The 21,781-nt window shown below is 62.0% G+C and carries 22 protein-coding genes; 11 read left to right on the top strand and 11 right to left on the bottom strand.

Features of this window, described 5'->3' with window-relative positions; translation table 11 throughout:
- The first annotated feature begins 137 nt into the window (after window positions 1-137).
- On the top strand, window positions 138-1,463 hold the full coding sequence (gene gabT, locus QCE79_RS25520) for a 4-aminobutyrate--2-oxoglutarate transaminase (protein ID WP_404989417.1): 1,326 nt from the start codon (window positions 138-140) through the stop codon (window positions 1,461-1,463).
- A 61-nt stretch (window positions 1,464-1,524) separates the two neighbouring features.
- The gene (locus QCE79_RS25515) at window positions 1,525-2,985 is read left to right on the top strand and encodes an NAD-dependent succinate-semialdehyde dehydrogenase (RefSeq protein ID WP_250510242.1); all 1,461 of its coding nucleotides are present in this window, start codon (window positions 1,525-1,527) and stop codon (window positions 2,983-2,985) included.
- A gap of 55 nt (window positions 2,986-3,040) precedes the next feature.
- Here QCE79_RS25515 and QCE79_RS25510 read toward each other — a convergent pair whose 3' ends face one another.
- A complete protein-coding gene (locus tag QCE79_RS25510; RefSeq protein WP_309848582.1) occupies window positions 3,041-3,649 on the bottom strand; it encodes a hypothetical protein in 609 nt (202 codons plus the stop codon).
- Between the two features lie 214 nt (window positions 3,650-3,863).
- Between QCE79_RS25510 and QCE79_RS25505 the strand changes: the two genes are divergently transcribed.
- Window positions 3,864-5,027 carry a metallophosphoesterase gene (locus tag QCE79_RS25505; RefSeq protein WP_250526885.1) on the top strand — a complete coding sequence of 388 codons (1,164 nt, stop codon included), beginning with the start codon at window positions 3,864-3,866 and terminating at the stop codon, window positions 5,025-5,027.
- 22 nt (window positions 5,028-5,049) lie between these two features.
- On the opposite strand, the gene QCE79_RS25500 is transcribed toward QCE79_RS25505, so the two are convergent.
- The 4 genes from QCE79_RS25500 to QCE79_RS25485 form a co-directional block, all read right to left on the bottom strand.
- A complete protein-coding gene (locus QCE79_RS25500; RefSeq protein WP_309848579.1) occupies window positions 5,050-5,574 on the bottom strand; it encodes a hypothetical protein in 525 nt (174 codons plus the stop codon).
- A 230-nt stretch (window positions 5,575-5,804) separates the two neighbouring features.
- A complete protein-coding gene (gene msrB, locus QCE79_RS25495) occupies window positions 5,805-6,305 on the bottom strand; it encodes a peptide-methionine (R)-S-oxide reductase MsrB (RefSeq protein ID WP_250493619.1) in 501 nt (166 codons plus the stop codon).
- A gap of 46 nt (window positions 6,306-6,351) precedes the next feature.
- Window positions 6,352-7,113 carry an ABC transporter permease gene (locus QCE79_RS25490; RefSeq protein WP_244829275.1) on the bottom strand — a complete coding sequence of 254 codons (762 nt, stop codon included), beginning with the start codon at window positions 7,111-7,113 and terminating at the stop codon, window positions 6,352-6,354.
- A 45-nt stretch (window positions 7,114-7,158) separates the two neighbouring features.
- Complete coding sequence (locus QCE79_RS25485; protein ID WP_244829274.1) at window positions 7,159-8,079, bottom strand: ABC transporter ATP-binding protein; 921 nt, start codon at window positions 8,077-8,079, stop codon at window positions 7,159-7,161.
- A gap of 127 nt (window positions 8,080-8,206) precedes the next feature.
- Here QCE79_RS25485 and QCE79_RS25480 point away from each other — a divergent pair, with 127 nt between their 5' ends.
- Together QCE79_RS25480 and QCE79_RS25475 are read left to right on the top strand one after the other, a co-directional pair.
- Entirely contained in the window at window positions 8,207-8,686 is a 480-nt protein-coding gene (locus QCE79_RS25480) for a 2,4'-dihydroxyacetophenone dioxygenase family protein (protein WP_250510247.1), read from the top strand.
- Between the two features lie 51 nt (window positions 8,687-8,737).
- The gene (locus QCE79_RS25475; protein WP_309848573.1) at window positions 8,738-9,589 is read left to right on the top strand and encodes a 3-hydroxybutyryl-CoA dehydrogenase; all 852 of its coding nucleotides are present in this window, start codon (window positions 8,738-8,740) and stop codon (window positions 9,587-9,589) included.
- Between the two features lie 8 nt (window positions 9,590-9,597).
- Here QCE79_RS25475 and QCE79_RS25470 read toward each other — a convergent pair whose 3' ends face one another.
- Window positions 9,598-10,587 carry a glutathione S-transferase family protein gene (locus QCE79_RS25470; protein ID WP_309848571.1) on the bottom strand — a complete coding sequence of 330 codons (990 nt, stop codon included), beginning with the start codon at window positions 10,585-10,587 and terminating at the stop codon, window positions 9,598-9,600.
- Window positions 10,588-10,691: 104 nt separating this feature from the next.
- Here QCE79_RS25470 and QCE79_RS25465 point away from each other — a divergent pair, with 104 nt between their 5' ends.
- From QCE79_RS25465 to QCE79_RS25455, 3 genes are all read left to right on the top strand, one after another.
- Window positions 10,692-11,609: a LysR substrate-binding domain-containing protein gene (locus QCE79_RS25465; RefSeq protein WP_309848568.1), complete on the top strand. Its 918-nt coding sequence runs from the start codon at window positions 10,692-10,694 to the stop codon at window positions 11,607-11,609.
- A 314-nt stretch (window positions 11,610-11,923) separates the two neighbouring features.
- Window positions 11,924-13,081, top strand: a complete 1,158-nt coding sequence (ydiK, locus tag QCE79_RS25460) for an AI-2E family transporter YdiK (RefSeq protein WP_244829269.1) — start codon at window positions 11,924-11,926, stop codon at window positions 13,079-13,081.
- Between the two features lie 188 nt (window positions 13,082-13,269).
- Complete coding sequence (locus QCE79_RS25455) at window positions 13,270-13,899, top strand: DUF6572 domain-containing protein (RefSeq protein ID WP_309848564.1); 630 nt, start codon at window positions 13,270-13,272, stop codon at window positions 13,897-13,899.
- Window positions 13,900-14,051: 152 nt separating this feature from the next.
- Here the strand turns inward: QCE79_RS25455 and QCE79_RS25450 are convergent, their stop codons facing one another.
- The 3 genes from QCE79_RS25450 to QCE79_RS25440 form a co-directional block, all read right to left on the bottom strand.
- A complete protein-coding gene (locus tag QCE79_RS25450) occupies window positions 14,052-14,771 on the bottom strand; it encodes a hypothetical protein (protein ID WP_404989416.1) in 720 nt (239 codons plus the stop codon).
- A gap of 107 nt (window positions 14,772-14,878) precedes the next feature.
- On the bottom strand, window positions 14,879-16,576 hold the full coding sequence (locus QCE79_RS25445; protein ID WP_309848561.1) for an AMP-binding protein: 1,698 nt from the start codon (window positions 16,574-16,576) through the stop codon (window positions 14,879-14,881).
- A gap of 55 nt (window positions 16,577-16,631) precedes the next feature.
- Window positions 16,632-17,765 (bottom strand): acyl-CoA dehydrogenase family protein, encoded by a 1,134-nt coding sequence (locus QCE79_RS25440; protein ID WP_309850568.1) that lies wholly within the window; start codon window positions 17,763-17,765, stop codon window positions 16,632-16,634.
- A gap of 157 nt (window positions 17,766-17,922) precedes the next feature.
- On the opposite strand from QCE79_RS25440, the gene QCE79_RS25435 reads away from it, so the two are divergent.
- Together QCE79_RS25435 and QCE79_RS25430 are read left to right on the top strand one after the other, a co-directional pair.
- Entirely contained in the window at window positions 17,923-18,996 is a 1,074-nt protein-coding gene (locus tag QCE79_RS25435) for an AraC family transcriptional regulator (RefSeq protein WP_404989415.1), read from the top strand.
- 61 nt (window positions 18,997-19,057) lie between these two features.
- Complete coding sequence (locus QCE79_RS25430; protein ID WP_244829264.1) at window positions 19,058-19,207, top strand: hypothetical protein; 150 nt, start codon at window positions 19,058-19,060, stop codon at window positions 19,205-19,207.
- Window positions 19,208-19,210: 3 nt separating this feature from the next.
- Here the strand turns inward: QCE79_RS25430 and QCE79_RS25425 are convergent, their stop codons facing one another.
- Together QCE79_RS25425 and QCE79_RS25420 are read right to left on the bottom strand one after the other, a co-directional pair.
- Window positions 19,211-19,888 (bottom strand): hypothetical protein, encoded by a 678-nt coding sequence (locus tag QCE79_RS25425; protein ID WP_250467421.1) that lies wholly within the window; start codon window positions 19,886-19,888, stop codon window positions 19,211-19,213.
- A 269-nt stretch (window positions 19,889-20,157) separates the two neighbouring features.
- Window positions 20,158-21,453, bottom strand: coding sequence for an MFS family transporter (locus tag QCE79_RS25420; protein WP_309848554.1), 1,296 nt, complete (start codon window positions 21,451-21,453; stop codon window positions 20,158-20,160).
- Between QCE79_RS25420 and QCE79_RS25415 the strand changes: the two genes are divergently transcribed.
- Complete coding sequence (locus QCE79_RS25415) at window positions 21,452-21,781, top strand: hypothetical protein (protein WP_250493626.1); 330 nt, start codon at window positions 21,452-21,454, stop codon at window positions 21,779-21,781. The two genes, QCE79_RS25420 and QCE79_RS25415, sit on opposite strands and share 2 nt — an antisense overlap.

Genomic DNA, 21,781 nt, shown 5'->3' with positions numbered 1-21,781 from the left:
GGATCGCGGCGAACCAAGTGGAATTGGCTCCATTGGATGCATCGGAATGGCTCTGACCAGGAGAGCCAAATTTAACTATAGTCGGCTCTGAATCCGACCGATGCAACCGCGCGCCGCGCCCCAAGGAGAACTTCGCCGTGTCCAAACTTCCTCAAACTTCGCCCGCCATCGTCACTCGGGCCACCAACGCCGACCTTCAGGCCCGCAAGAATGCCGCCACGCCGCGCGGCGTCGGCGTGATGTGCGACTTCTACGCGGCGCACGCCGAGAACGCGGAACTCTGGGACGTCGAAGGCCGCCGCTTCATCGACTTCGCGGCGGGCATCGCGGTGTGCAACACGGGGCATCGGCATCCTAAGATCGTCGAGGCCATGCGCGCGCAACTCGACTGCTTCACACATACGGCCTATCAGATCGTGCCTTATGAATCTTACGTTTCGCTCGCGGAAAAAATTAGCGCCCGTGCGCCCGGTCAAGCGCCGAAGAAGACCGCGTTCTTCACGACCGGCGCGGAGGCCGTCGAAAACGCCGTGAAAATCGCGCGCGCGGCAACCGGGCGGCCCGGCGTGATCGCCTTCACGGGCGGCTTTCACGGCCGCACGATGATGGGTATGGCGCTCACCGGCAAGGTCGCGCCGTACAAAATCGGTTTCGGGCCGTTCCCCGCCGACGTCTACCACGCGCCGTTTCCCAACGCGCTGCACGGCGTATCGGTGGCGGACTCGCTGCGCGCCATCGAGCATCTGTTCAAGGCGGATATCGAAGCCAAGCGCGTCGCGGCAATCATCTTCGAACCCGTGCAAGGCGAAGGCGGCTTCAATCCGGCGCCCGCGGACTTCGTGCGCGGCCTGCGCCGGATCTGCGACGAGCACGGCATTCTGCTGATCGCCGACGAAGTGCAGACGGGATTCGCGCGCACCGGCAAACTCTTCGCGATGGAGCATTACGACGTGGTTCCCGATCTCATGACGATCGCTAAGAGTCTTGCGGGCGGCATGCCGCTATCGGGCGTCGTGGGCCGCGCGGACATCATGGACAGCGCGGCGCCAGGCGGTCTCGGCGGCACTTACGCGGGCAATCCGCTCGCGGTGGCGGCGGCGCACGCGGTGCTCGATATCATCGACGAAGAGCAACTCTGCGAACGCGCCAACATGCTCGGCGACAAGCTGAAAGCCAAGCTCGAAGCGATTCGTCGGGACGTGCCGCAGATCGCCGATGTGCGCGGTCCGGGCGCCATGATCGCCGCCGAGTTCTGCAAGCCCGGCACGCACGAACCCGATGCCGATTTCGCCAGGCGCGTGCAGGCGCGCGCGCTGGAACGCGGTTTGTTACTGCTCGTGTGCGGCGTGTATGGCAACGTCGTGCGCTTCCTGTTTCCCCTCACTATCCAGGAGCCTGTATTCGACGAAGCCCTCGGCATTCTCGACGAAGTGTTGAGCGAAACCATCGCCGCCGCGGCTTGAGCACGGTTCGCCCCTTCGTCGTATGCTGAATGCAGAAATCTCAAGAAGGAATCGCAAGCAAATGAGCCTCAAAGACCAACTCAAGGACCCGGCACTGCTTCGTCACGCGTCGTATATCGCTGGTGAATGGCAGCAAGCCGATGACGGCGCCACCTTCGACGTACTCGATCCGTCAAACGGCGAATCGCTCGGCGCCGTTCCGCAAATGGGCGCGAGCGAAACACGCCGCGCCATCGCGGCCGCCAACGCCGCGTGGCCCGAATGGCGCAAGAAAACCGCGAAGGAACGCGCGGTCATCATGCGCCGCTGGTACGACCTGATGATCGCCAACGCCGACGACCTTGCGCTCATCCTCACGACCGAACAAGGCAAACCGCTCGCCGAAGCGAAGGGCGAGATCGTCTACGCGGCTTCGTTCATCGAATGGTTCGCCGAAGAAGGCAAGCGCGTGGCGGGCGACACGCTCGCCACGCCCGCCGCGGACAAGCGCATTGTCGTGACGAAGGAACCAATCGGCGTGTGCGCGGCGATCACGCCGTGGAACTTCCCGGCAGCGATGATCACGCGCAAGGTCGGTCCGGCGCTGGCGGCGGGCTGTCCTATCGTCGTGAAGCCGGCCGAAGCCACGCCCTTCTCCGCGTTCGCGCTGGCCGTGCTAGCGGAGCGCGCGGGCGTGCCGAAGGGCGTGTTGAGCGTGCTGACCGGCGACCCGAAAGCCATCGGCGGCGAAATGACGGGCAACCCGACCGTGCGCAAGCTCTCGTTCACAGGCTCGACGGCGGTAGGCCGTCTCCTGATGGCGCAAAGCGCGCCCACGGTCAAGAAAGTCACGCTGGAACTCGGTGGCAATGCGCCCTTCCTCGTGTTCGAAGACGCCGATATCGACGCGGCAGTGCAAGGCGCGATTGCATCGAAGTATCGCAATAGCGGTCAGACGTGCGTGTGCACGAATCGCTTCTATGTGCACGAGCGCGTCTACGACGAGTTCGCCGCGAAACTGGCGACGGCTGTAGGCGACCTGAAGGTTGGACGCGGCACGGATGACGGCGTGTTGCTTGGCCCGCTCATCAACGAAGCGGCGGTGAAGAAGGTGGAAGCGCATATCGAGGATGCGCTGGCCAAAGGCGCGACGCTGACGGCCGGCGGCAAGCGGCATGCACTCGGCCACGGTTTTTTCCAGCCGACCGTGCTTACCGGCGTCACGCCGGCCATGCAAGTGGCGAAAGAAGAGACGTTCGGCCCGCTCGCGCCGATTTTCAAATTCTCTTCCGACGACGAAGCCATTCGCCTGGCCAACGACACCGAATTCGGACTCGCCGCATACTTCTATAGCCGCGACATTGCACGCGTGTGGCGCGTGGCGGAAGCGCTCGAATACGGCATGGTCGGAATCAACACCGGCTTGATCTCGAACGAAGTCGCGCCGTTCGGCGGCGTCAAGCAATCGGGACTGGGCCGTGAAGGCTCGCACTATGGCATCGACGATTACGTCGTCATCAAGTATCTGTGCCTGCAGGTCTGATTTAGCCGATGCACCGAGCGAAGGCCCCGCGCGTGTTTAACGCCGGGGCCTTCGCTCATTTCGATGCCGCGACGGGCGTCACTTTCACCGCGGCCGCGGAAACGAACACCGCATGCACGGTGTCGCCCTTCTTGAGGTTGTCGGCTGCGACATCGGGCGGAAGGTCCATGGTCTCGGTGCGCCACGGTCCGCGCAGCGTGACGGTGTGATGCTTCTTGTCGACCCTCACGACCGTGGCGAGAATCTCGACCTGACGCGATGAATCGAAGCCGCTTGCGCCATTCGCGCCCGAAGCGGGCGAATAGGTTTGCGTGTCCACGCGCTTGCGCAGGCCCTGATCCTTGCCCGTTACCTTTTCCACGTTCGAAAGCAAAGCGTTCTTGTACTGGACATCGACCTTGTCGCCAACATGAAGCTGATCGAAACCCGTCACTTCCTTGTTGACGAGCACTGTCGAATCGCCACGCGGACCATGCACGATGAGCGTGCGCGTCGACGGGTCTATGCCCGTGATGACGGCTTGAACGTGGATAGGCTGCGCCGCGCCGATGACCTGCCGCGCCTGGTTCGTCAATGCGTCGTTGGTCTGAGCGAAAGCGGTGCCGGACGCCATGACGATTGCCGTCATTGGAAAGAGAGAAAGCGCGCGAAAGCCTGATTTCATTTGATCACTCCTCGTTGCACATCGGTAGTCCAAACAAATTCGCTCGACGATATCATGCAGACGACTACGCCCAGACGCACGCCCACGGCGGATATGGCCCCGAACCGGTAGAATCGATCGACAGGACCGGCTAAGGGCAACGACGCGTATATTCGACGCGCCGACGCGTCACGCGTATTCTTGCCCGCCGCATTTTTGACCTTTTAGGGGCGTTATGCGACGTTCGGCATTTTTTATCCGCTTCATTGGCATTGGTGTTCTCTTTCATATCTACGTTGGCGTGCGGCTCATTCCCGATGCGCCCGTCGGCCCGGCGCTCAAGGCGCTTGCCAGCGCACTGCTCGTCGCCTCGCTGATTTTGATTCCGCTCGGCATGTCCGCGCGATCGATCGAAAAGCAACCGCTTGCGGATCGGCTCGCCTGGTTCGGACTGACCGCGCTCGGCTTCTTCTCGTCGCTCCTGCTGCTGACCTTCGCGCGCGATCTCGTGCTGCTGTCCGTGCATGTGTTCGACTGGCTGCGCGGCACGCCCATAGGCTCGCCCCGCTTCGTTGCCGAGAGTGCGCTGGCCGTGCCGTTGCTCGCGTTGCTCTCGTCCGTCGCCGGCTTTTACAACGCGCGAAAGCGCGCGCCGGTAAAGAGCGTGGACGTGCCCATCGACAATTTGCCGGCGGCGCTCGAAGGCTTCACTATCGTGCAGATTAGCGATATCCACGTCGGCCCGACTATCAAGCGGCACTATGTCGAGCGAATCGTCGCGGCCGTCAATGCGTTGCAGCCGGATCTGATCGCGGTGACGGGCGACGTGGTCGATGGCAGTGTGCCGCACCTCGCTGCTCATACACGACCGCTCGCGGAATTGAGCGCGCGGCACGGCGCGTTCCTCGTCACGGGTAATCACGAGTATTACTCGGGCGCGGACAAGTGGATCGTCGAATTCCGGCGGCTCGGCATGAATGTGCTGCTCAATCAGCATGTGGTGCTGAACCACGACGGCGCGCAAGCCGTGATCGCCGGTGTCACCGATTACGGCGCGGGCAGCTTCGATCCCGCGCACCGGAGCGACCCGGCTAAAGCGATGGAAGGCGCTCCCGCCGATGCCACCGTGCGCGTGCTCCTTGCCCATCAGCCACGCAGCGCGACCGCCGCCGCCGATGCGGGTTTTACGCTGCAACTGTCGGGGCATACACATGGCGGACAGTTCTTTCCGTGGAACTTCTTCGTCAAGCTGCAGCAGCCGTTCGTGTCGGGTCTCGTGAAATTCAACGGACTGTGGGTGTACACGAGTCGAGGAACGGGCTATTGGGGACCGCCCAAGCGCCTCGGCGCGCCTTCCGAAATCACGCGCGTGAGGCTGGTCGCGGCGCCTGCAGCTTGAACCGAGCTTGGCCTGCATGGAGTCAACGCTTCGGAACGCTTTTCCAGACCACTTTCACGGTCGCGCCGGATGCGAGCGCGGCGGCGTCGCCGGGATGGGTTGTACGTATCTCGATTGGCAAGCTGTTGGCGTCCTTCAGCATGACGACGCCGGTTGCACTGTCGGCGCCCGTAACCTGCCCGACGAACTGCGTTTGCCCCGGCAGCATTTCCTGCAAAGGCTGCGCTTTGACGGGCGTGAGCGTAACCGCGCGAAGGGCCGTGCTATTCACTCGTGTGCCAATAGGCAACTTGTTCAGATCCTGCATCTCCTGCCCGACGTTCAACTGCGTCTCCTGCCCTTGCGCATTGACCACGGTGACGCGATGCGCGTCCGGATCGACAGCTTTTACCTCGCCGATGATCTGCACGAGCATCTTGCCTTCGATGGACAGCGCAGCAACCTTTGTGCTTGGTTGACGTTGAGCAAACGCATTGCCGCCATTCAATAGGCCAGTCAGCGAGCCGATCAGCAACGCTGTGCAGAAGTCAATTATTTTGATTTTCATGGCTCAGTCTCTCAATGTCAGCGAGGCCAGCCAGGCTTTCTCTCGCATACATCCTGACGAGGATGTTGTTTCGATTCTGCCCTGTCAACCCTCCGAGATGATTGAGACGGAGTGCGAAATTTTGTCACCGATCGTTTTGATACGCGAAAGGCTCGCCTTGCTTCAAGGCGAATTCAAAGCGTCTGGCGCGTGCGCCGGCGACCGTATCCGTTCTACGCGCTTTGGCCAGGTCAGCTTTCGGTCTGGCGAAAAAGCAGCGCAGCGCCGTTCAGGCAGTAACGCAGACCAGTGGGATTCGGGCCGTCGTCGAAGACATGCCCGAGATGGCCGCCGCAACGCCGGCAAAGCACTTCGTGACGAAGGGAGCCGGGCGTTGCATCGGCGCGGGTGGCGACGGCGCCGTCGATTGGCATGGAGAAACTCGGCCATCCGGTGCCGCTATCGAACTTCGCCGACGAGGCAAAGAGCGGCGATCCGCATCCCGCGCAAAAAAACGAGCCGTTGCGACGCTCGTTGATCAGCGGGCTGGCGTTCGGCGGCTCGGTCGCGCCGCGCCTGAGCACGCGATATTGTTCAGTGGAAAGGCGGCGGCGCCATCCGGCATCGCTCAGGTTCATCTCGTACGGGTCGGCAAGCGCCGTGTCCGCGCCGCGCAAGGCAATGGAGCCGCCCGTGAAAGTGGCCGTGACCGCGCCGAAGAAAGTGCGTTTAGTGCGTTTCATGATTTTCATTCGATGAACGCCTCTTAATGGTGACGACGCCCGCCGGCGCCAACCGCTACGATTTGATGCGATAGCCGGTCTTGAAGATCCACGCCGTGATAGCGATGAACACGCCCAGAAATACTAACGTCATCGCAAGGCTTACGCCTACGGAAACATCCGCGAGACCGTAAAAACTCCAGCGAAAGCCGCTGATGAGATACACGACCGGATTAAAAAGCGCGACCGTTTTCCAAAACGGCGGCAGGATGTTGATCGAATAAAAGCTGCCGCCGAGGAACGTGAGCGGCGTGACAATCAAAAGCGGAATGATCTGAAGTTTCTCGAAACCGTCTGCCCAAATGCCAATAATGAATCCGAGCAGGCTGAATGTCAGCGATGTCAGCAGCAAAAACACGATCATCCAAAATGGATGGTCGATCCGCAGCGGCACGAAGAGCCGCGCAGTCGCGAGAATGATCAACCCGAGAATGATCGACTTGGTCGCCGCCGCGCCGACGTAACTCAGAACGAGCTCGAAATACGACACGGGCGCGGACAAGAGCTCGTAGATGGTGCCCGTGAACTTCGGAAAGTAAATGCCGAACGAAGCGTTCGCGATGCTCTGCGTGAGCAGCGACAGCATGACGAGTCCCGGCACAATGAACGCGCCGTAGCTGATGCCGTCCACTTGCGGAATGCGCGAGCCGATGGCCGCGCCGAACACCACGAAATAGAGCGAAGTGGAAATGACGGGCGACACGATGCTCTGCATGAGCGTGCGTCCGGCGCGCGCCATTTCGAAGCGATAGATCGCGCGTACTGCGTGAAGATTCATGTGGTCTCCCTGTCGACCGGAATCGATGCTCCCGGTCCGATACGACTAGTTGCGCACGAGGCTCACGAAGATGTCTTCGAGCGAGCTCTGCGTCGTTTGCAGATCCTTGAAGCGCACGCCGGCTTCATCGACATGGCGCAATAGCGCGATGATTCGACCCGGCTCGTCATGGGCGTCGTAGGTGTAAGTCAGTTCGTTGCCGTCGGCGGACAATTGCAGGCCGTAGGGCGCGAGCGACGCGGGCACGGCAGCCAGCGCGTGATCCAATTGCAGCGCGAGCTTCTTCTGCCCGAGCTTGCGCATGAGTTCGGCCTTCTCTTCGACCAGCACGATCTCGCCGCGATTGATCACGCCTACGCGATCCGCCATCTCTTCCGCTTCCTCGATGTAATGCGTCGTGAGGATGATGGTCACGCCGTTCGCTTGCAGTTCGCGCACGAGGTTCCACATGTCGCGGCGCAGTTCGACATCGACGCCGGCCGTCGGCTCGTCCAGAAAGAGAATCTGCGGCTCGTGCGCGAGCGCCTTGGCGATCAGGACGCGCCGCTTCATGCCGCCCGAAAGCGTCATGATCTTGTTGTCCTTTTTGCTCCAGAGCGACAGCGACTTCAGCACCTTCTCGACATGCGCCGGGTTTTTCGGCCGGCCGAACAAGCCCCGGCTGAACGATACGGTCGCCCACACGGTTTCGAAGGCGTCGGTGGTGAGTTCCTGCGGCACGAGCCCGATCATCGCGCGCGCGGCGCGATAGTCCGTGACGATGTCGTGTCCGTTCACGGTGACCGTGCCCGAGCTGGGATTCACGATGCCGCAAACCGTGCTGATGAGCGTGGTCTTGCCCGCCCCGTTCGGACCGAGCAACGCGAAAATCTCGCCGCGCCGGATTTCCAGATTCACGTCCCGGAGCGCGCTGAACCCCGACTCGTAGGTCTTGGAGAGGTTTGAAATGGTAATGATGGTTGGCATGGCACGGACGATAGCAGATAAGGCGCGATCCGGCTGGATCGAACGGGGCTTTCAGGGGTCGTCCGTTTGGCCGATGCACGGCGCGTGCCGCGCTGCATACAATGGGCGTCTGATCAAGGGAGCCGACATGCTGTTCGAACAGATTCAAACCGCTTGCATCAACGACGCGGACGTGCCGTGGGTGCCCTTCACGCCATACAGCGAGCACGTGCTCGTCAAATACTTCAAGCTCGATCCGGTTCGCGGCGAAACCATCGCCCTTTTGAAGGCGCCGGCGCGCGGACAAATGCCGCGGCATCGGCATACGGGCACGGTAATCGTCTACACGGTCGAAGGGCGCTGGAAGTATCGCGAACATGCGTGGATCGCGGACAAAGGCAGCATCGTGTACGAGACCGCAGGTTCCAGTCACACGCCGGAAGCCGTTCCAGTGGTGGACGGCAGCGATCAGATCGTCACGCTCAACATCATTCAGGGCGAGCTGCTCTTCGTAAACGAAAACGGGCAAATACTTGCCGCCGAAGACTGGCGCAGCGGCTGGGAGCGCTACGCTGCCTATTGCCGCGCGCATGGATTAAAAACACGCGACTTGACGGCGTTCGGCTGAAGGCGTGGTTAGAATCGTGCATCGCACAAACATCCATTGGAGGAAGCGCGCATGAGCATACAGACGGTGGGTATCGTCGGAGCGGGAACCATGGGCAACGGCATCGCGCAGGTCGCGGCCGTGGCGGGATTCGACATCGTGCTGATCGACGTGACGGACGCCGCGCTCGCCAAGGGCGTGGCCACGCTGACGAACAGCCTGGAACGGCTGGTGTCGAAAGACAAGCTGCAAGCGTCGGTGCGCGATGCCGCGATTGCGCGCATCCAGACATCCACGGATTACGGGCGGCTCAAGGACGCGGATATCGTCATCGAGGCGGCCACGGAGAACGTCGAGCTCAAACACCGCATTCTGAAGCAGATCGAAGCAGCGGCGCGGCCCGAGGCGATCATCGCGTCGAACACATCGTCTATTTCGATCACCGCGCTTGGCGCAATGCTTGCGCGGCCCGAGCGGTTCATCGGCATGCACTTCTTCAATCCGGTGCCGCTGCTGCAACTCGTCGAAGTGATTCGCGGCGTGCAGACGAGCGACGACACCGCGAACGCCGTGCGCGCGCTCACCGAGAAGCTGGACAAGTCGCCCATCGGCGTGAAGAACTCGCCTGGCTTCGTGGTCAACCGCATTCTCGTGCCCATGATCAACGAAGCCTTCTTCGTGCTCTATGAAGGCGTGGCGAGCGCCGAGGAAATCGACGCGGGCATGAAGCTCGGCGCAAACCATCCTATCGGTCCGCTCGCGCTTGCGGATCTCATCGGCCTCGATGTCTGTCTCTCGGTCATGGACGTGTTCCTGAAGGATTTCGGCGATTCGAAATATCGAGCGTGCCCGCTGTTGCGCGAACTCGTGTCCGCGGGTTATCTCGGCCGCAAGACGAAGCGCGGCGTTTATCGGTACGACTGAGCTCAGGCTTACGCGCTTTTCGGCAGACGCTCTCGGTCGTGCGGCGCGGCGAAGTCAAGCACGGGACCGGCCGGCACGATCCCGGTCGGGTTGATCGAGCGATGACTCTCGTAGTAATGCCGCTTGATGTGCTCGAAGTTCACCGTGTCCGCGACTCCCGGCATCCGGTAAATCTCGCGCGTGTAGTTGGAGAGATTCGGATAATCCGCTATGCGCCGCAGATTGCATTTGAAGTGGCCGGCGTACACGGCGTCGAAGCGCACGAGCGTCGTGAACAGTCGGATGTCGGCTTCGGTGAAGCGCTCGCCCGCGAGATAACGGTGCGAGGCAAGGCGCGCATCGAGGAAGTCGAGGGTATCGAAGAGCGGCTGCACGGCTTCCTCGTACGCGGCCTGGGTGGTCGCGAAGCCCGCTTTGTAGACGCCGTTGTTCACGCTGTCGTAGATGCGCGCGTTGAGCGTGTCGATCTCCGCGCGCAACTCGGGCGGATAGTAATTGCCCGCTTTGGCGCCCAGGCCGTCGAACGCGGCATTCAGCATGCGAATAATTTCGGACGACTCGTTGCTGACTATCGTGCCGCGCGCCTTGTCCCAGAGAATCGGCACGGTCACGCGGCCGGTGTAGCTCGCGTCCGCCGCCGTGTAGACCTGATGCAGAAAGCGCGCGCCGTTGATGGCGTCGGGCACGACGCCCGGACCATCCGCGAAGGTCCAGCCGTTTTCGAGCATGAGCCAGTGAACGACCGAGATGCCGATCATTTCTTGCAGCCCCTTGAGCGCGCGCACGATAAGCGTGCGATGTGCCCACGGACACGCCAGGCTCACGTACAAGTGATAACGGCCCGCTTCCGCCTTGAAGCCGCCCTCGCCACTCGGACCGGGCGCGCCATCGGCCGTGACCCAGTTGCGAAACGCCGCGTCCTTGCGCACGAAGCGCCCGCCAGTCGATTTCGTGTCGTACCACTTGTCCTGCCATTGCCCGTCGACGAGAAGTCCCATCTGCATGCTCCCTGATCGTTGTTTGCGTCATCACAAGCACGTGGTGGACCGCGCCGCCGCTCTTGCCGTACCATCGCGCCGATGAACGTTCGATGGAGTCGAACATGTTATCCGAGGAAGAACTCGCCCTGCTCGATGCAATCCGCTCGACCGGCAGCCTTTCCCGCGCGGCGGCGCGACTAGGCCGCGCGCCCTCGACGATCTCGCATGCCGCGCGGCAACTGGAAACGCGCTTCGACGCGCTGCTGTTCGACCGCCGTCGCTACCGCCTGCAACTGACGCCAGCGGGCCATCTTCTCGCCGATGAAGCCGCGCGTCTGATGATCGACGTGTCGCGTCTGACGCAGCGCGTGAAGCAGATCGCGAGCGGCTGGGAAGACCGGTTGTGGATCGTCTGCGACGAGATACTCGAGTTCGAGACCTTACTGCCGGTCGTGCAGGCGTTCGACGCGCTCGCGTCCGGCGTGACCCTGCGCATGACGCATGAAGTGCTGGGCGGCACGTGGGAAGCACTGCGCGATGGCCGCGCCGACCTCATCGTCGGGGCGACGAACGAACCGCCCGCGATTCCCGGCCTGCGCTGGTTCGAACTCGGCGTGATGGAATGGGTGTTCGCCGTGGCGCCGCGCCATCCGCTGGCGAAGGCAGCAGAACCGCTCGGGCGCGAGCAGATCGCGGCGCATCGCGCGGTGGCGGTCGCGGATTCATCGCATGGATCGGCGGGACGCGCTTACGGCGTGCTCGGCGGACAAGCGGCGCTCGCCGTGCCGGGCATGCGCGCGAAGATTCTTGCTCAACGGCAAGGACTTGGCTGCGGTTGGGTGCCGAAGCATCGAGTGGCTTCATTGCTGGCGCGTGGCGAACTGATCGCAAAGCAAACCGGCGATCCGCGCGAGCCCAACGTTCTATACGTGGCATGGCGCGGCGATCGCGAAGGCCGCGCGTTGCAATGGTGGATTGAGCAGTTCCGTCAGGCGCGTCTGGCCAGGCGTCTGGTCGATGGCGTCGACGCGTTCGCCTGAAATTACGGCAGCTTGACTACCGAAGGCAACGAAAAGACCAGACAGCATAAAAGCCACAGTGAATATACGAAGAGGCCTCGCAGCCGCCTGCGCCGCCGGCCGTCGTCTTCACGTGCTTGCATGAGCATGATTGCCATCTCGTCGAGTGATCGTTTCGTCAAGCGTATGCGAAGCCACCGCACATTGCCAGCGCGCCCGAATACCGTGCGCCATCGGCAATTTTTAGTAGTATGGATTGGATGCCGCCGAACTTACCGCTATGATGCCGGCGCTAAAACGCCCCGTCTCACTGATCTCTTTTCATTCAAGGCACCATGTCCACCACTCCGAACGGGCCGCCGAATTTGAACCCGCGACAGCCAGTCGATATCGCGCGCATTCTGCTCGTCATTGCCATTCTGACTGCGCTGACTGTTGGCAGCCTTTATATCCTGCGGCCGTTTCTGCCGGGGCTGATCTGGGCCACGACGATCGTCGTCGCCACCTGGCCGTTGATGGTCGCGGTGCAACGCCGCTGCGGCAATCGCCGCTGGGCCGCGACGACTGTCATGCTGCTCGTGCTGCTGATCGTCATCGTGCTGCCGTTGTATCAGGCTATCTCCACGCTCGCATTGCACGGCGCCGAGATCATGTCGGCCATCAAGAGCCTGCCCACGTATGCACTTCCCCCGCCGCCGAGTTGGGTACACGACGTGCCGCTCGCCGGTCAGCGCGTCTCGGCCGAATGGCAGACGCTTTCCGACGCCGGCCCCGGCGGCCTGCTCGCCCGCATCGAACCGTATGTGACGATCGCAGCGCGCTGGATGCTGTCGCACGCAGCCGTCGTCGGGGTGTTCGTGATGCACATGGTGATCACGATCATCATCTCCGGCATCCTTTACATGCAGGGCGAGGCAGCGGGCCGCTTCATCGTGCGGTTCGCAACGCGGGTTGCCGCGCAGCGTGGCGCCGAAGCCATCAAACTCGCCGGCCTCGCCATTCGCGCGGTGGCGCTCGGCATTGTCGTGACGGCCGTGACGCAATCGGCGCTCGGAGGAATCGGCTTGTGGATCGCGGGCGTGCCGGCCGCGGGCATCATCACCGCCGTCATGCTGATGTTGTGCCTCGCGCAAATCGGGCCGCTCTTGCCACTGCTTGGGGGCGTCGCCTGGCTTTTCTGGCACGGGTCGCACGTCGCCGCGATTCTGTTGCTGATCTGGTCGATCATGATTGCCATGCTCGACAATTTTTTACGTCCCATACTCATCCGCCGCGGTATCAATTTGTCGATGCTGCTGATTCTTTCCGGCGTGCTTGGCGGCATGTTCGCATTCGGAATTGTCGGATTGTTTATTGGCCCGGTCATTCTCGCGGTCACCTCGGCAATATTGAACGCGTGGATCAACGAACAGCCTTCATTGCCGCAAGTAGACGCCATGAGTAAGGAAGAGCTGACCGGATCGACGGCCGCGCGAGGCATAAGCGACGTATGAGCGGACGGCGCAAAACATTACGCCTATATCTGCTGAACCGGCACTGGGCGCAAAATTAGGAAAACACCTAAAGCGTATCTAACGCGATACAAATCCAGCTTTATATTTTGAATCATCCCAAAATAAGAAATCGCTTAAGCAATGGCTTAGGACTCTGATTAATTTGAGAATACGCAAGCAAACACACAATGTTTCGCTGTGAATTAAAGAGACATATTCCGCTACAATGCACTTCTTTGATACTTGCCCTCTCAGGGCGTAGGGGAATGACCATGTCTCTGCGCGACGTGGACGTCATCGACTACATCGGAGTGAATTCCTTGCTCAAGCGCGTGTATGTCGGGATATTCGATGAATGCGACTGGCACGATGAAAAAATGCATGAGGATTTGCTGACGCGGAAAATAGACGGCTATAACCGTTATATTCGCTCGGGTCAGTTACTTATGAATTATCCGCACGTTCGCGGTTATCAGATCGTATTTGAATACGTGTCGATGCACAAAATGACGCCCAGCGCGCTGCAGTATTGGAAAACGCGTGAGCGCGTCATCCACGCGGCGGGTTTCGATGTACGTGTGCGCGCCGTGGATGTTCGGCGCTCGCTCGGCATCAAGGTCGACGACGTCGCCAAGGTCGAAGCCGAGCTGGTCGAACCCGCAGCTATCGAAGTGCTCGATGCGGACCCGCGCAGTCGCCTCGCCGACGTGACCGACATCTCTTATCTGCCGCCGTTGATGCCTTCCAGGGCGCAACAGGCGCAGACTCTCCCGGCGGTTCTTACCCGCCTGTCGTTGCGGCGCGCGGCAATGAACTGAATTTCGTTGTACTCGGAGCCGTTCGGTGCGCGACGAGCGCGCTTCGGAAACACGGGTGAGCTCTCACGGGATACACCGGTGAGCCAATTCGGGAAGCAAATAAAGCGGCGAGGCCTGAAAGCCTCGCCGCTTTTTCGTGGGCACTTCCGAAGTTACTGCACCAGACTCAACGCCGACGTCGCGATGGACGGCACGGCAATATTATTGGTCTTCGCGTACTGCACAGCCTGCGTAAGCGTCTGCATCAGCGATTGCAACTGCCCCGGCGCCGATTGCGCGATATACGTTGCCGCCTGCGCCGTGCCAGGATTCGAGCCGGCCTGCATGAGCGAGGACACGTTCATCGAATTCTTGACCGAACTCAGATTCGATTGCAGCCCCGCGTATTGCTTGACGCCCTGACCCAGCGAAGCTAGCCCATCCGTGAAAGTTTGCTTGCTCGCGGCCGTCGGCGGCGTGGTCGATCCACTGGAAAAAGCCTGAATCAGCGATTGCGACACGCTTTGCTGCGTACCGCCAAGCTGCGACAGCGCACTGCCGCTCGGCACGCCGCCGCTCCCCGACGCGCTCGACAGCAATCCCGCCGCCGACTGCGCCTGACTCGCGACGCCGGACATTCCCATGGCCGAAGCAAGATTCGATTGTCCGCTCAACACCTGTTGATTCGCGCCGAGATAGCTTTGCACTAGCGAACCCAATCCCGACGACTGCGTGCCCGCGCTGTCCGACACATCCGACTTGCCGCTGCCGAATCCGAACTGTTGCAGGTTGATTTGCGCGTTGGATGCGACCGGCGCGACAAGCGCTCCTGTCAGACCAGCCGCCAGTAGCGCAAACCTCAACGAGCGCTTCACCATGTTGCGTTCCTCCATTTGACTCGTCCGATGATCGAACAGGCTCGGTTCGACCTTCAGACAAATTGACGGTTCGCGCTGTTTACATTTGCTTGCGATTACGTCAGGAGAAATGTTCGGCGAAATCATTTTGTCTGGCGAAGCTCCGGAAAATCCTCTTCCCAAAATTCGAACTCGCCGCGCACCGCAGTGTTGGTGCGAGCGGCTTCCTGTCGACGAAGATCGACGCGCCGAATCTTGCCCGAGATGGTTTTCGGCAACTCGGCGAATTCGATTCTTCGAATGCGTTTATATGGCGAGAGCCGCTCGCGCGAAAACGCGAACACGCTTCGCGCCAGTTCCGGTCCGACTGCGAAGCCGTGTCGCAGGGTAACGAACGCCTTCGGCACGGAGAGCCGTAACGGGTCCGGACTCGGCACGACAGCAGCTTCCGCGATCGCCTCGTGTTCGATCAACACGCTCTCCAGCTCGAACGGACTCAGCCGATAGTCCGAAGATTTGAACACGTCGTCCGCGCGGCCGACGTAGACGAAGTAGCCATCCGCGCCGCGCGAGGCGACGTCCGAGGTGCGATAGAAGCCGCCGCGCATCGCGTTTTCGGTGGCGGTCGGGTTATCGGCGTAACCGGTCATCAGGCCGAGCGGCGGCGGATTCAGCACCAGCGCGATCTCGCCTTCGTCGGCGAGCGCGCCATCTGGATCGAGCAGCGCCACGCGGTAACCGGGCAGCGGACGTCCCATCGACCCCGGCGCAACCCGCTGACCCGGCGTATTGGCGATCTGCGCGGTGGTTTCAGTCTGGCCGTAGCCATCGCGGATAGGCACGCCCCACGCCGTGTGCACGCGCTCGACGACCTCGGGATTGAGCGGCTCGCCCGCCCCGACGATCTCCCGCAGCTTCACCGCGTAGGACGCCAGCGGCTCTTGCACCAGCATGCGCCACACGGTCGGCGGCGCGCATAACGTGGTGATGTCGTATTGCACGAGCGCATCGAGCGTGCGCGCCGCATCGAAGCGGCTGAAGTTGTAGATGAAGACGCAAGCCTGTGCATTCCACGGCGCGAAAAAGCAGCTCCACGCGTGCTTCGCCCAGCCCGGCGAGCTGATGTTCCAGTGCACGTCGCCGGGTTGCAGGCCGATCCAGTACATCGTCGAAAGATGCCCGACCGGATAGCTCTCGTGCGTATGCGCGACGAGCTTGGGCTTCGACGTCGTGCCCGAAGTGAAGTAGAGCAAATAGGGATCGCTGGCGTTCGTTTCGCCATCTGCGGCAAAGTCCGGCGACGCTTCGTAGGCCGCGTCGTAGGCAAGCCAGCCATCGCGCGGCTCGCCCACGGCGATACGCAGTCCCGTCACGTCGATGCCTTCGAACTTGTGCGTCTCGCCCGCATCGACGATCACGTGTTGCACGCGTCCAAGCGCGATGCGGTCGCGCAAGTCGGCAGGCGCGAGTTGCGTGGTCGCGGGCAGCACGATAGCGCCGAGCTTCATCGCGCCGAGCATGGTCTCCCACAACTCGACTCGGTTCGGCAGCATCAACAAGATACGCTCGCCGCGCGTGACGTTCAGCGCGCGCAAATGGTTGGCGACGCGCGCCGAACGCTCGCTCATCTGCGCGAATGAAAGACGCGTGTCGCCGCCACCTTCGTTGACGATATGCAACGCGGCCGCATGGTTGCCGCGCGCCATCGGATCGAAATAATCGAGCGCCCAGTTGAAACGACTAAGCGCCGGCCACTGAAACTCGCGATACGCGGTGTCGTAATCGGTGCGATGTCGCAGCAAAAAGTCGCGTGCTTCGATGAAAGGCTCTGCCGGGTTCATTTCGTCTCCGTGATTGTTTTGATTGCCCCGTGCGGCGCGCGCTTGAAAGCCGGTTTCAGAGCTGACGCGCGATCACCATGCGCTGCACTTCGCTGGTTCCTTCGTAAATCTGCGTGATGCGTGCATCGCGATAATGCCGTTCCACCGGATAGTCCTGCAGATAGCCATAGCCGCCGTGAATCTGGATGGCATGCGAACAGACGCGCTCCGCCATCTCGGACGCGTACAGCTTCGCCTGCGAAGCCTCCGACAAACACGCAATGCCCTCGGTGCGCATGCGCGCCGCGTGCAGCACCAGCAGGCGCGCGGCGTTTAGTTGCGTGTGCATGTCGGCGAGCATGTTCGCGACCGACTGATGCTCGAGAATCGGCTTGCCGAACTGGCTGCGATCGTGGGCGTAGGCGCGCGCCGCGTCGAAGGCCGCGCGCGCGATGCCGAGCGCTTGCGCCGCAATGCCAATGCGCCCGCCTTCCAGATTCGACAACGCGATCTTGAGTCCTTCGCCGCGCTTGCCGAGCAGGTTCGCAGCGGGAATCGCGCAATCGTCGAAGGTGATGGCGCAGGTATCCGATGCGCGAATGCCGAGCTTGTGCTCTGGCGGCCCGACATTGAAGCCAGGCGTGCCGGTCGGTACGATGAACGCCGATATGCCGCGCTTGCCGAGTTCGGGATCGGTCACGGCGAAGACGATAGCCACGCCCGCGCGCTTGCCATTGGTCACGAACTGCTTGTTGCCCGAAAGCACCCATTTGCCGTCGCGCTCGGTTGCGCGCACGCGCAGATTGTTCGCTTCCGAGCCCGCCTGCGGTTCGGTGAGGCAGAACGCGCCGATCACTTCGCCGCTCGCGAGCTTCGGCAGCCATTCGGTCTTCTGCGCGTCGGTGCCGAAAGCGAGGATCGGGCCGCAGCCGACCGAGTTGTGCACACTCATCAACGTGGCGCAGGACGCGCAGCCCGCCGCGATTTCTTCCATCGCGAGCGCATAGGCGGTGTAGTCGCTGAACGTGCCGCCGAGTTCCGCAGGCACGATCATGCCGAGCAAACCCAGTTCGCCGAGTTGCCGCACGACGGCGTCGGGCAACGCGCCGTCCCGGTCCCACTGACCCGCGTTCGGCGCAAGCACTTCGGTCGCGAACTGACGCGCGGCGTCGCGAATCATGCGCTGCTCTTCGGTAAGAAAACTGTCGATCATGGTTGGAGCCCGTAGAAGGTGCCTGAAGCGATCGGATAAACTTGCTCGCCGCGTCTTTCGGAAACGGCGCTGCGGCGCGTTGCAAGTCATGCCTCGACCATGCGCGGCGCGCGTGGCGTGTGCACGAGTCTAGGCAATCGCCGGACATTAGCCGATGCCTGAAACGATCACGCTAACTGAGCGCTTTGGCCACCTAGTGACAACCCCAACATCCACGAAGGACATCGAACGGGATTCGATCGCCGCGAGTCTCGTCGACGCAGCCTTGCGCTGCGCACAAGCACGCGGCGTCGATCGCGCGATGCTGCTCGACGCCGCGCAGATCGCGCCCGCGCTGCTCGACACGCCGCATGCGCGCGTCACGCCCGCGCAGTACGGCCGCCTGTGGCACGCCGTCGCCGACGCGCTCGACGACGAGTTCCTCGGCCAGGACGCACACCCGATGCGGCGCGGCAGCTTCGTGCTGATGTCGCACGCCGCGTTGAGCGCGCGCGACGGCGCACAGGCGCTCGGGCGCATCGCCGGATTCATGCGGCTCGTGCTGGACGACTTATCGTTTGAGCCGGATATCGGCGCGACGCGCGTGCGCCTCTGGCTGAACGACGGCCACGGCGAACGCGAGCCCAAGAGCATGTTCGCCTGCGCGACCGGCTTCATCCTCGTCTATGGATTGTTGTGCTGGCTCGTCGGGCGACGCATTCCGGTGCTTGCGGCCGATTTTCGTTGCGAGGAACCAGCGGATAGCGACGAATACCGGCTGATGTTCTGCGACACCCTTCGTTTCGACGCGCCGCGTTCATTCGTCGATTTATCGCCCGAATGCGCCGCGCTGCCCGTCGTGCAGACAACCGCCACGATCAGGCGCTTTCTGCGCGACGCGCCCGCGAACTTCATCGTCAAGTATCGGAATTCGGAATCGCTCGCGGCGCGCATTCGGCGGCGCTTGCGGCAGACCGCGTCGGCCGACTGGCCCGAGGCGGACCGCATGGCGGCGGAATTGAACATTGCGCAGGCCACCTTGCGTCGGCGTCTCGCACAGGAAGGGCTGACGTATCGAACCATCAGGGACGCGCTACGCCGCGATCTGGCGCTCTCGCGTCTTGCGGATACCGACGAGACCATCGCTCAGATTGCGAGCGCGCTCGGCTTTGCGGAACCGAGCGCTTTCAGGCGCGCTTTCAGAAAATGGACGGGCGTGCGGCCGGCGGATTATCGCCGCGCACGCTGAGAGCGCGCGGATATCGACGCTGCTATATTGAGACGTCGAAGAATTGCCCACGGAGCGCATCATGACGAAAGCACGGCCCGACGAACCCGCGACGCACACCCACGAAGAGGAGTTGCTCGACGAAGCGCTGGATGAGACCTTCCCGGCGAGCGATCCGATTGCCGTGGACGCCGAGCCGGAAGACAACGAGGAACGCAAGCGGGCTAAGTAAGATTCAGAGGGGATCGTTCGGACCCGGTTCATCCGGAGTCGAAAGGAGCGTCACCAGTTTGTCGACGTGCTGATGCAGCAACTTCACATGCTTGTCGATCTGTTCGAGACGGCCGGAAAGGTCCGCCTTCGCCGCTTCGCTCATGCGGTCGGAGGCGATGAGTTCATCGGCCTTGGGCAGCATTGGCTCGACTTGCAGCAAACCTAGCTGGCGTTCCAGCCGACGCAAATCCTGCGACAGCAGTTCGCGATTTTTGCGAAACAAAAGATCGCGACGATTGGCTTCCGCCTGCTGCTGCGCGAGATCGGCCACGCGGCGCGTTGCTTCCGTTTGCGACAACAGCGGATCGGGACCGCGCAACACGGAACGCTTGGGCGCGGGATGCGCCGTGCCGCGGAACACCGCGACGGGCGCTTCTTCGTCGAGCGCGCGTTGCACGCCGGAAGGCACTTCGGCGGGGTTGCGGCGCTCGTCCATCCAGTGCGGCGGCAAGCCCGTCACGAGCTCGATACCGCGCACGAATTCCTCGTTGAAGTCGCGCTGACCCGCGACGATGAGCTTCATCAGCGAAGGCGAGAAGCTCATCATCCGCGCGAGTCGCGCAGCGCCGCCCGGCGAACCCACCAGAACATTCAGGTTGGCTCGCCAGACGACGAATAGCGTTTCATCGAAATCTTCCATGAAAGGGCTCCCGGCTGACCGATGCACCCAAAGGCGCATGTCGACAATGCGCGCGTTCGAGTCGCGCGCCAGCGCTTCCGGCTTGCGCTTCTTGCGTCCGTGCGCCGTGGGGCGCGCTTCACCTGCAGATTCATACCGCATCAAACACCATACTACCTTGATCGGCAAGCCCGGCGGACATAAGGGTCCGCGCTAATGGCGCCGGTGATTACGACTGGAACACGACAGGCCACGCAAAGAGCGCTTGCCAACCCGTCGCGGCCACTATATTAAGGCTCGTTGCGCAAATAGCCCACCTTGCTCGGATCGAGCATGCGCCAAGTTACGACAAGCGAGACGGCGCACATGGCGGTGACATACCAATAGAACGCCGATTCGCTGCCCGCCGACTTCAGCCACAACGCCACATATTCCGCCGATCCGCCGAACACCGCATTAGCGACGGCGTACGACAGCCCGACGCCCAGCGCGCGCACTTCGGGCGGAAACATCTCCGCCTTGATGAGACCGCTGATCGACGTATAAAAGCTGACGATGGCAAGCGCGGCCACCACCAGAACGAACGCCATGAACGGGCTCGTCACGTCGCGCAACGCGTGCAGCAGCGGCACCGTGCAGAGCGTGGCGAGCGCGCCGAACCAAAGCATCGACTGACGACGCCCGATGCGGTCCGACAGCGCGCCGAAAAGCGGCTGCATGATCATGTAGACGAACAATGCGCCCGTCATCACGTTACTGGCCGTCTTGGCGTGCATGCCCGCCGTATTGACCAGATATTTCTGCATGTACGTGGTGAACGTATAAAAGATCAGCGATCCGCCCGCCGTGAAGCCGACCACGGTCATGAACGCGCCCTTGTGCTGCATCAGGCCGCGCAAAGTGCCCGCTTCCTTGCGTTGCCGCGATTCGGCGGTCGTGGTTTCTTCGAGCGAACGACGCAGAAAAAGCGAGATCAGCGCCGCGCAAGCGCCGACGAAAAACGGCACGCGCCAGCCCCACGCCTTGAGCTCTTCGGTCGAGAGAAACATCTGAAGGATGACCAGCACGAGCAGCGCGGCCAGCTGCCCGCCGATCAGCGTCACATATTGAAACGATGCGAAGAAACCGCGACGGCCGCGCAGCGCCACCTCGCTCATATAGGTTGCGCTCGTGCCGTACTCGCCGCCGACTGACAAGCCCTGGAAGAGCCGCGCGATCAGCAGAAAGAACGGCGCCCACGCGCCGATGCTCGAATACGTCGGCAGAAAGGTGATGACGAGCGAGCCGCCGCACATCATTAGCACGGAAATCATCATTGCGTTGCGGCGGCCGTGTTTGTCGGCGATACGGCCGAAGAGCCACCCGCCGATCGGGCGCATGAGAAAGCCCGCCGCGAACACGCCCGCGGTATTCAACAATTGCGTGGTCGGATTGCCGCTCGGGAAGAAGGCCGCCGAGAAATACAGCGCAAGGAACGAATAGATATAGAAGTCGAACCATTCGACGAGATTGCCCGACGATGCCCCGACGATCGCGAATACGCGGCGACGGGTATCTTCAGCGGTGTAGGCGGGAATGTCGTTCATGGGTAGTCTGTTCCTGGTCTCGGCGTTTGATCGGCCGGCTCGACACTGCCGGGGCGAATCGCTCTGCGGCGTTCGGGCGCAAGTTTATACGACGATTCGCGGAAAAGCGCGCAAAGATGATTGTGATTTCCCCAATGCGGCGCGCGACAAAGGCGGCATCCATCTTTATGCTTTCAGCCGACGCGGCTTGTCGCCAAAGCCTTCGCGCGGCTTACGCCATTTGCATGTTTCCCGGCGTGGCCACGGGTTAGGGAATTTCCCTTATCGAACACGGCGCCGCGGATTTATCGATAAAGTCTCGCTCGTCCATCATTGGAGTTTCGTATGA

Source organism: Caballeronia sp. LZ003, from assembly GCF_031451465.1.
Lineage (GTDB): Bacteria > Pseudomonadota > Gammaproteobacteria > Burkholderiales > Burkholderiaceae > Caballeronia.
The sequence above is the reverse complement of the archived record's forward strand: the minus strand, read 5'-3'. Positions and strand labels throughout refer to the sequence as shown.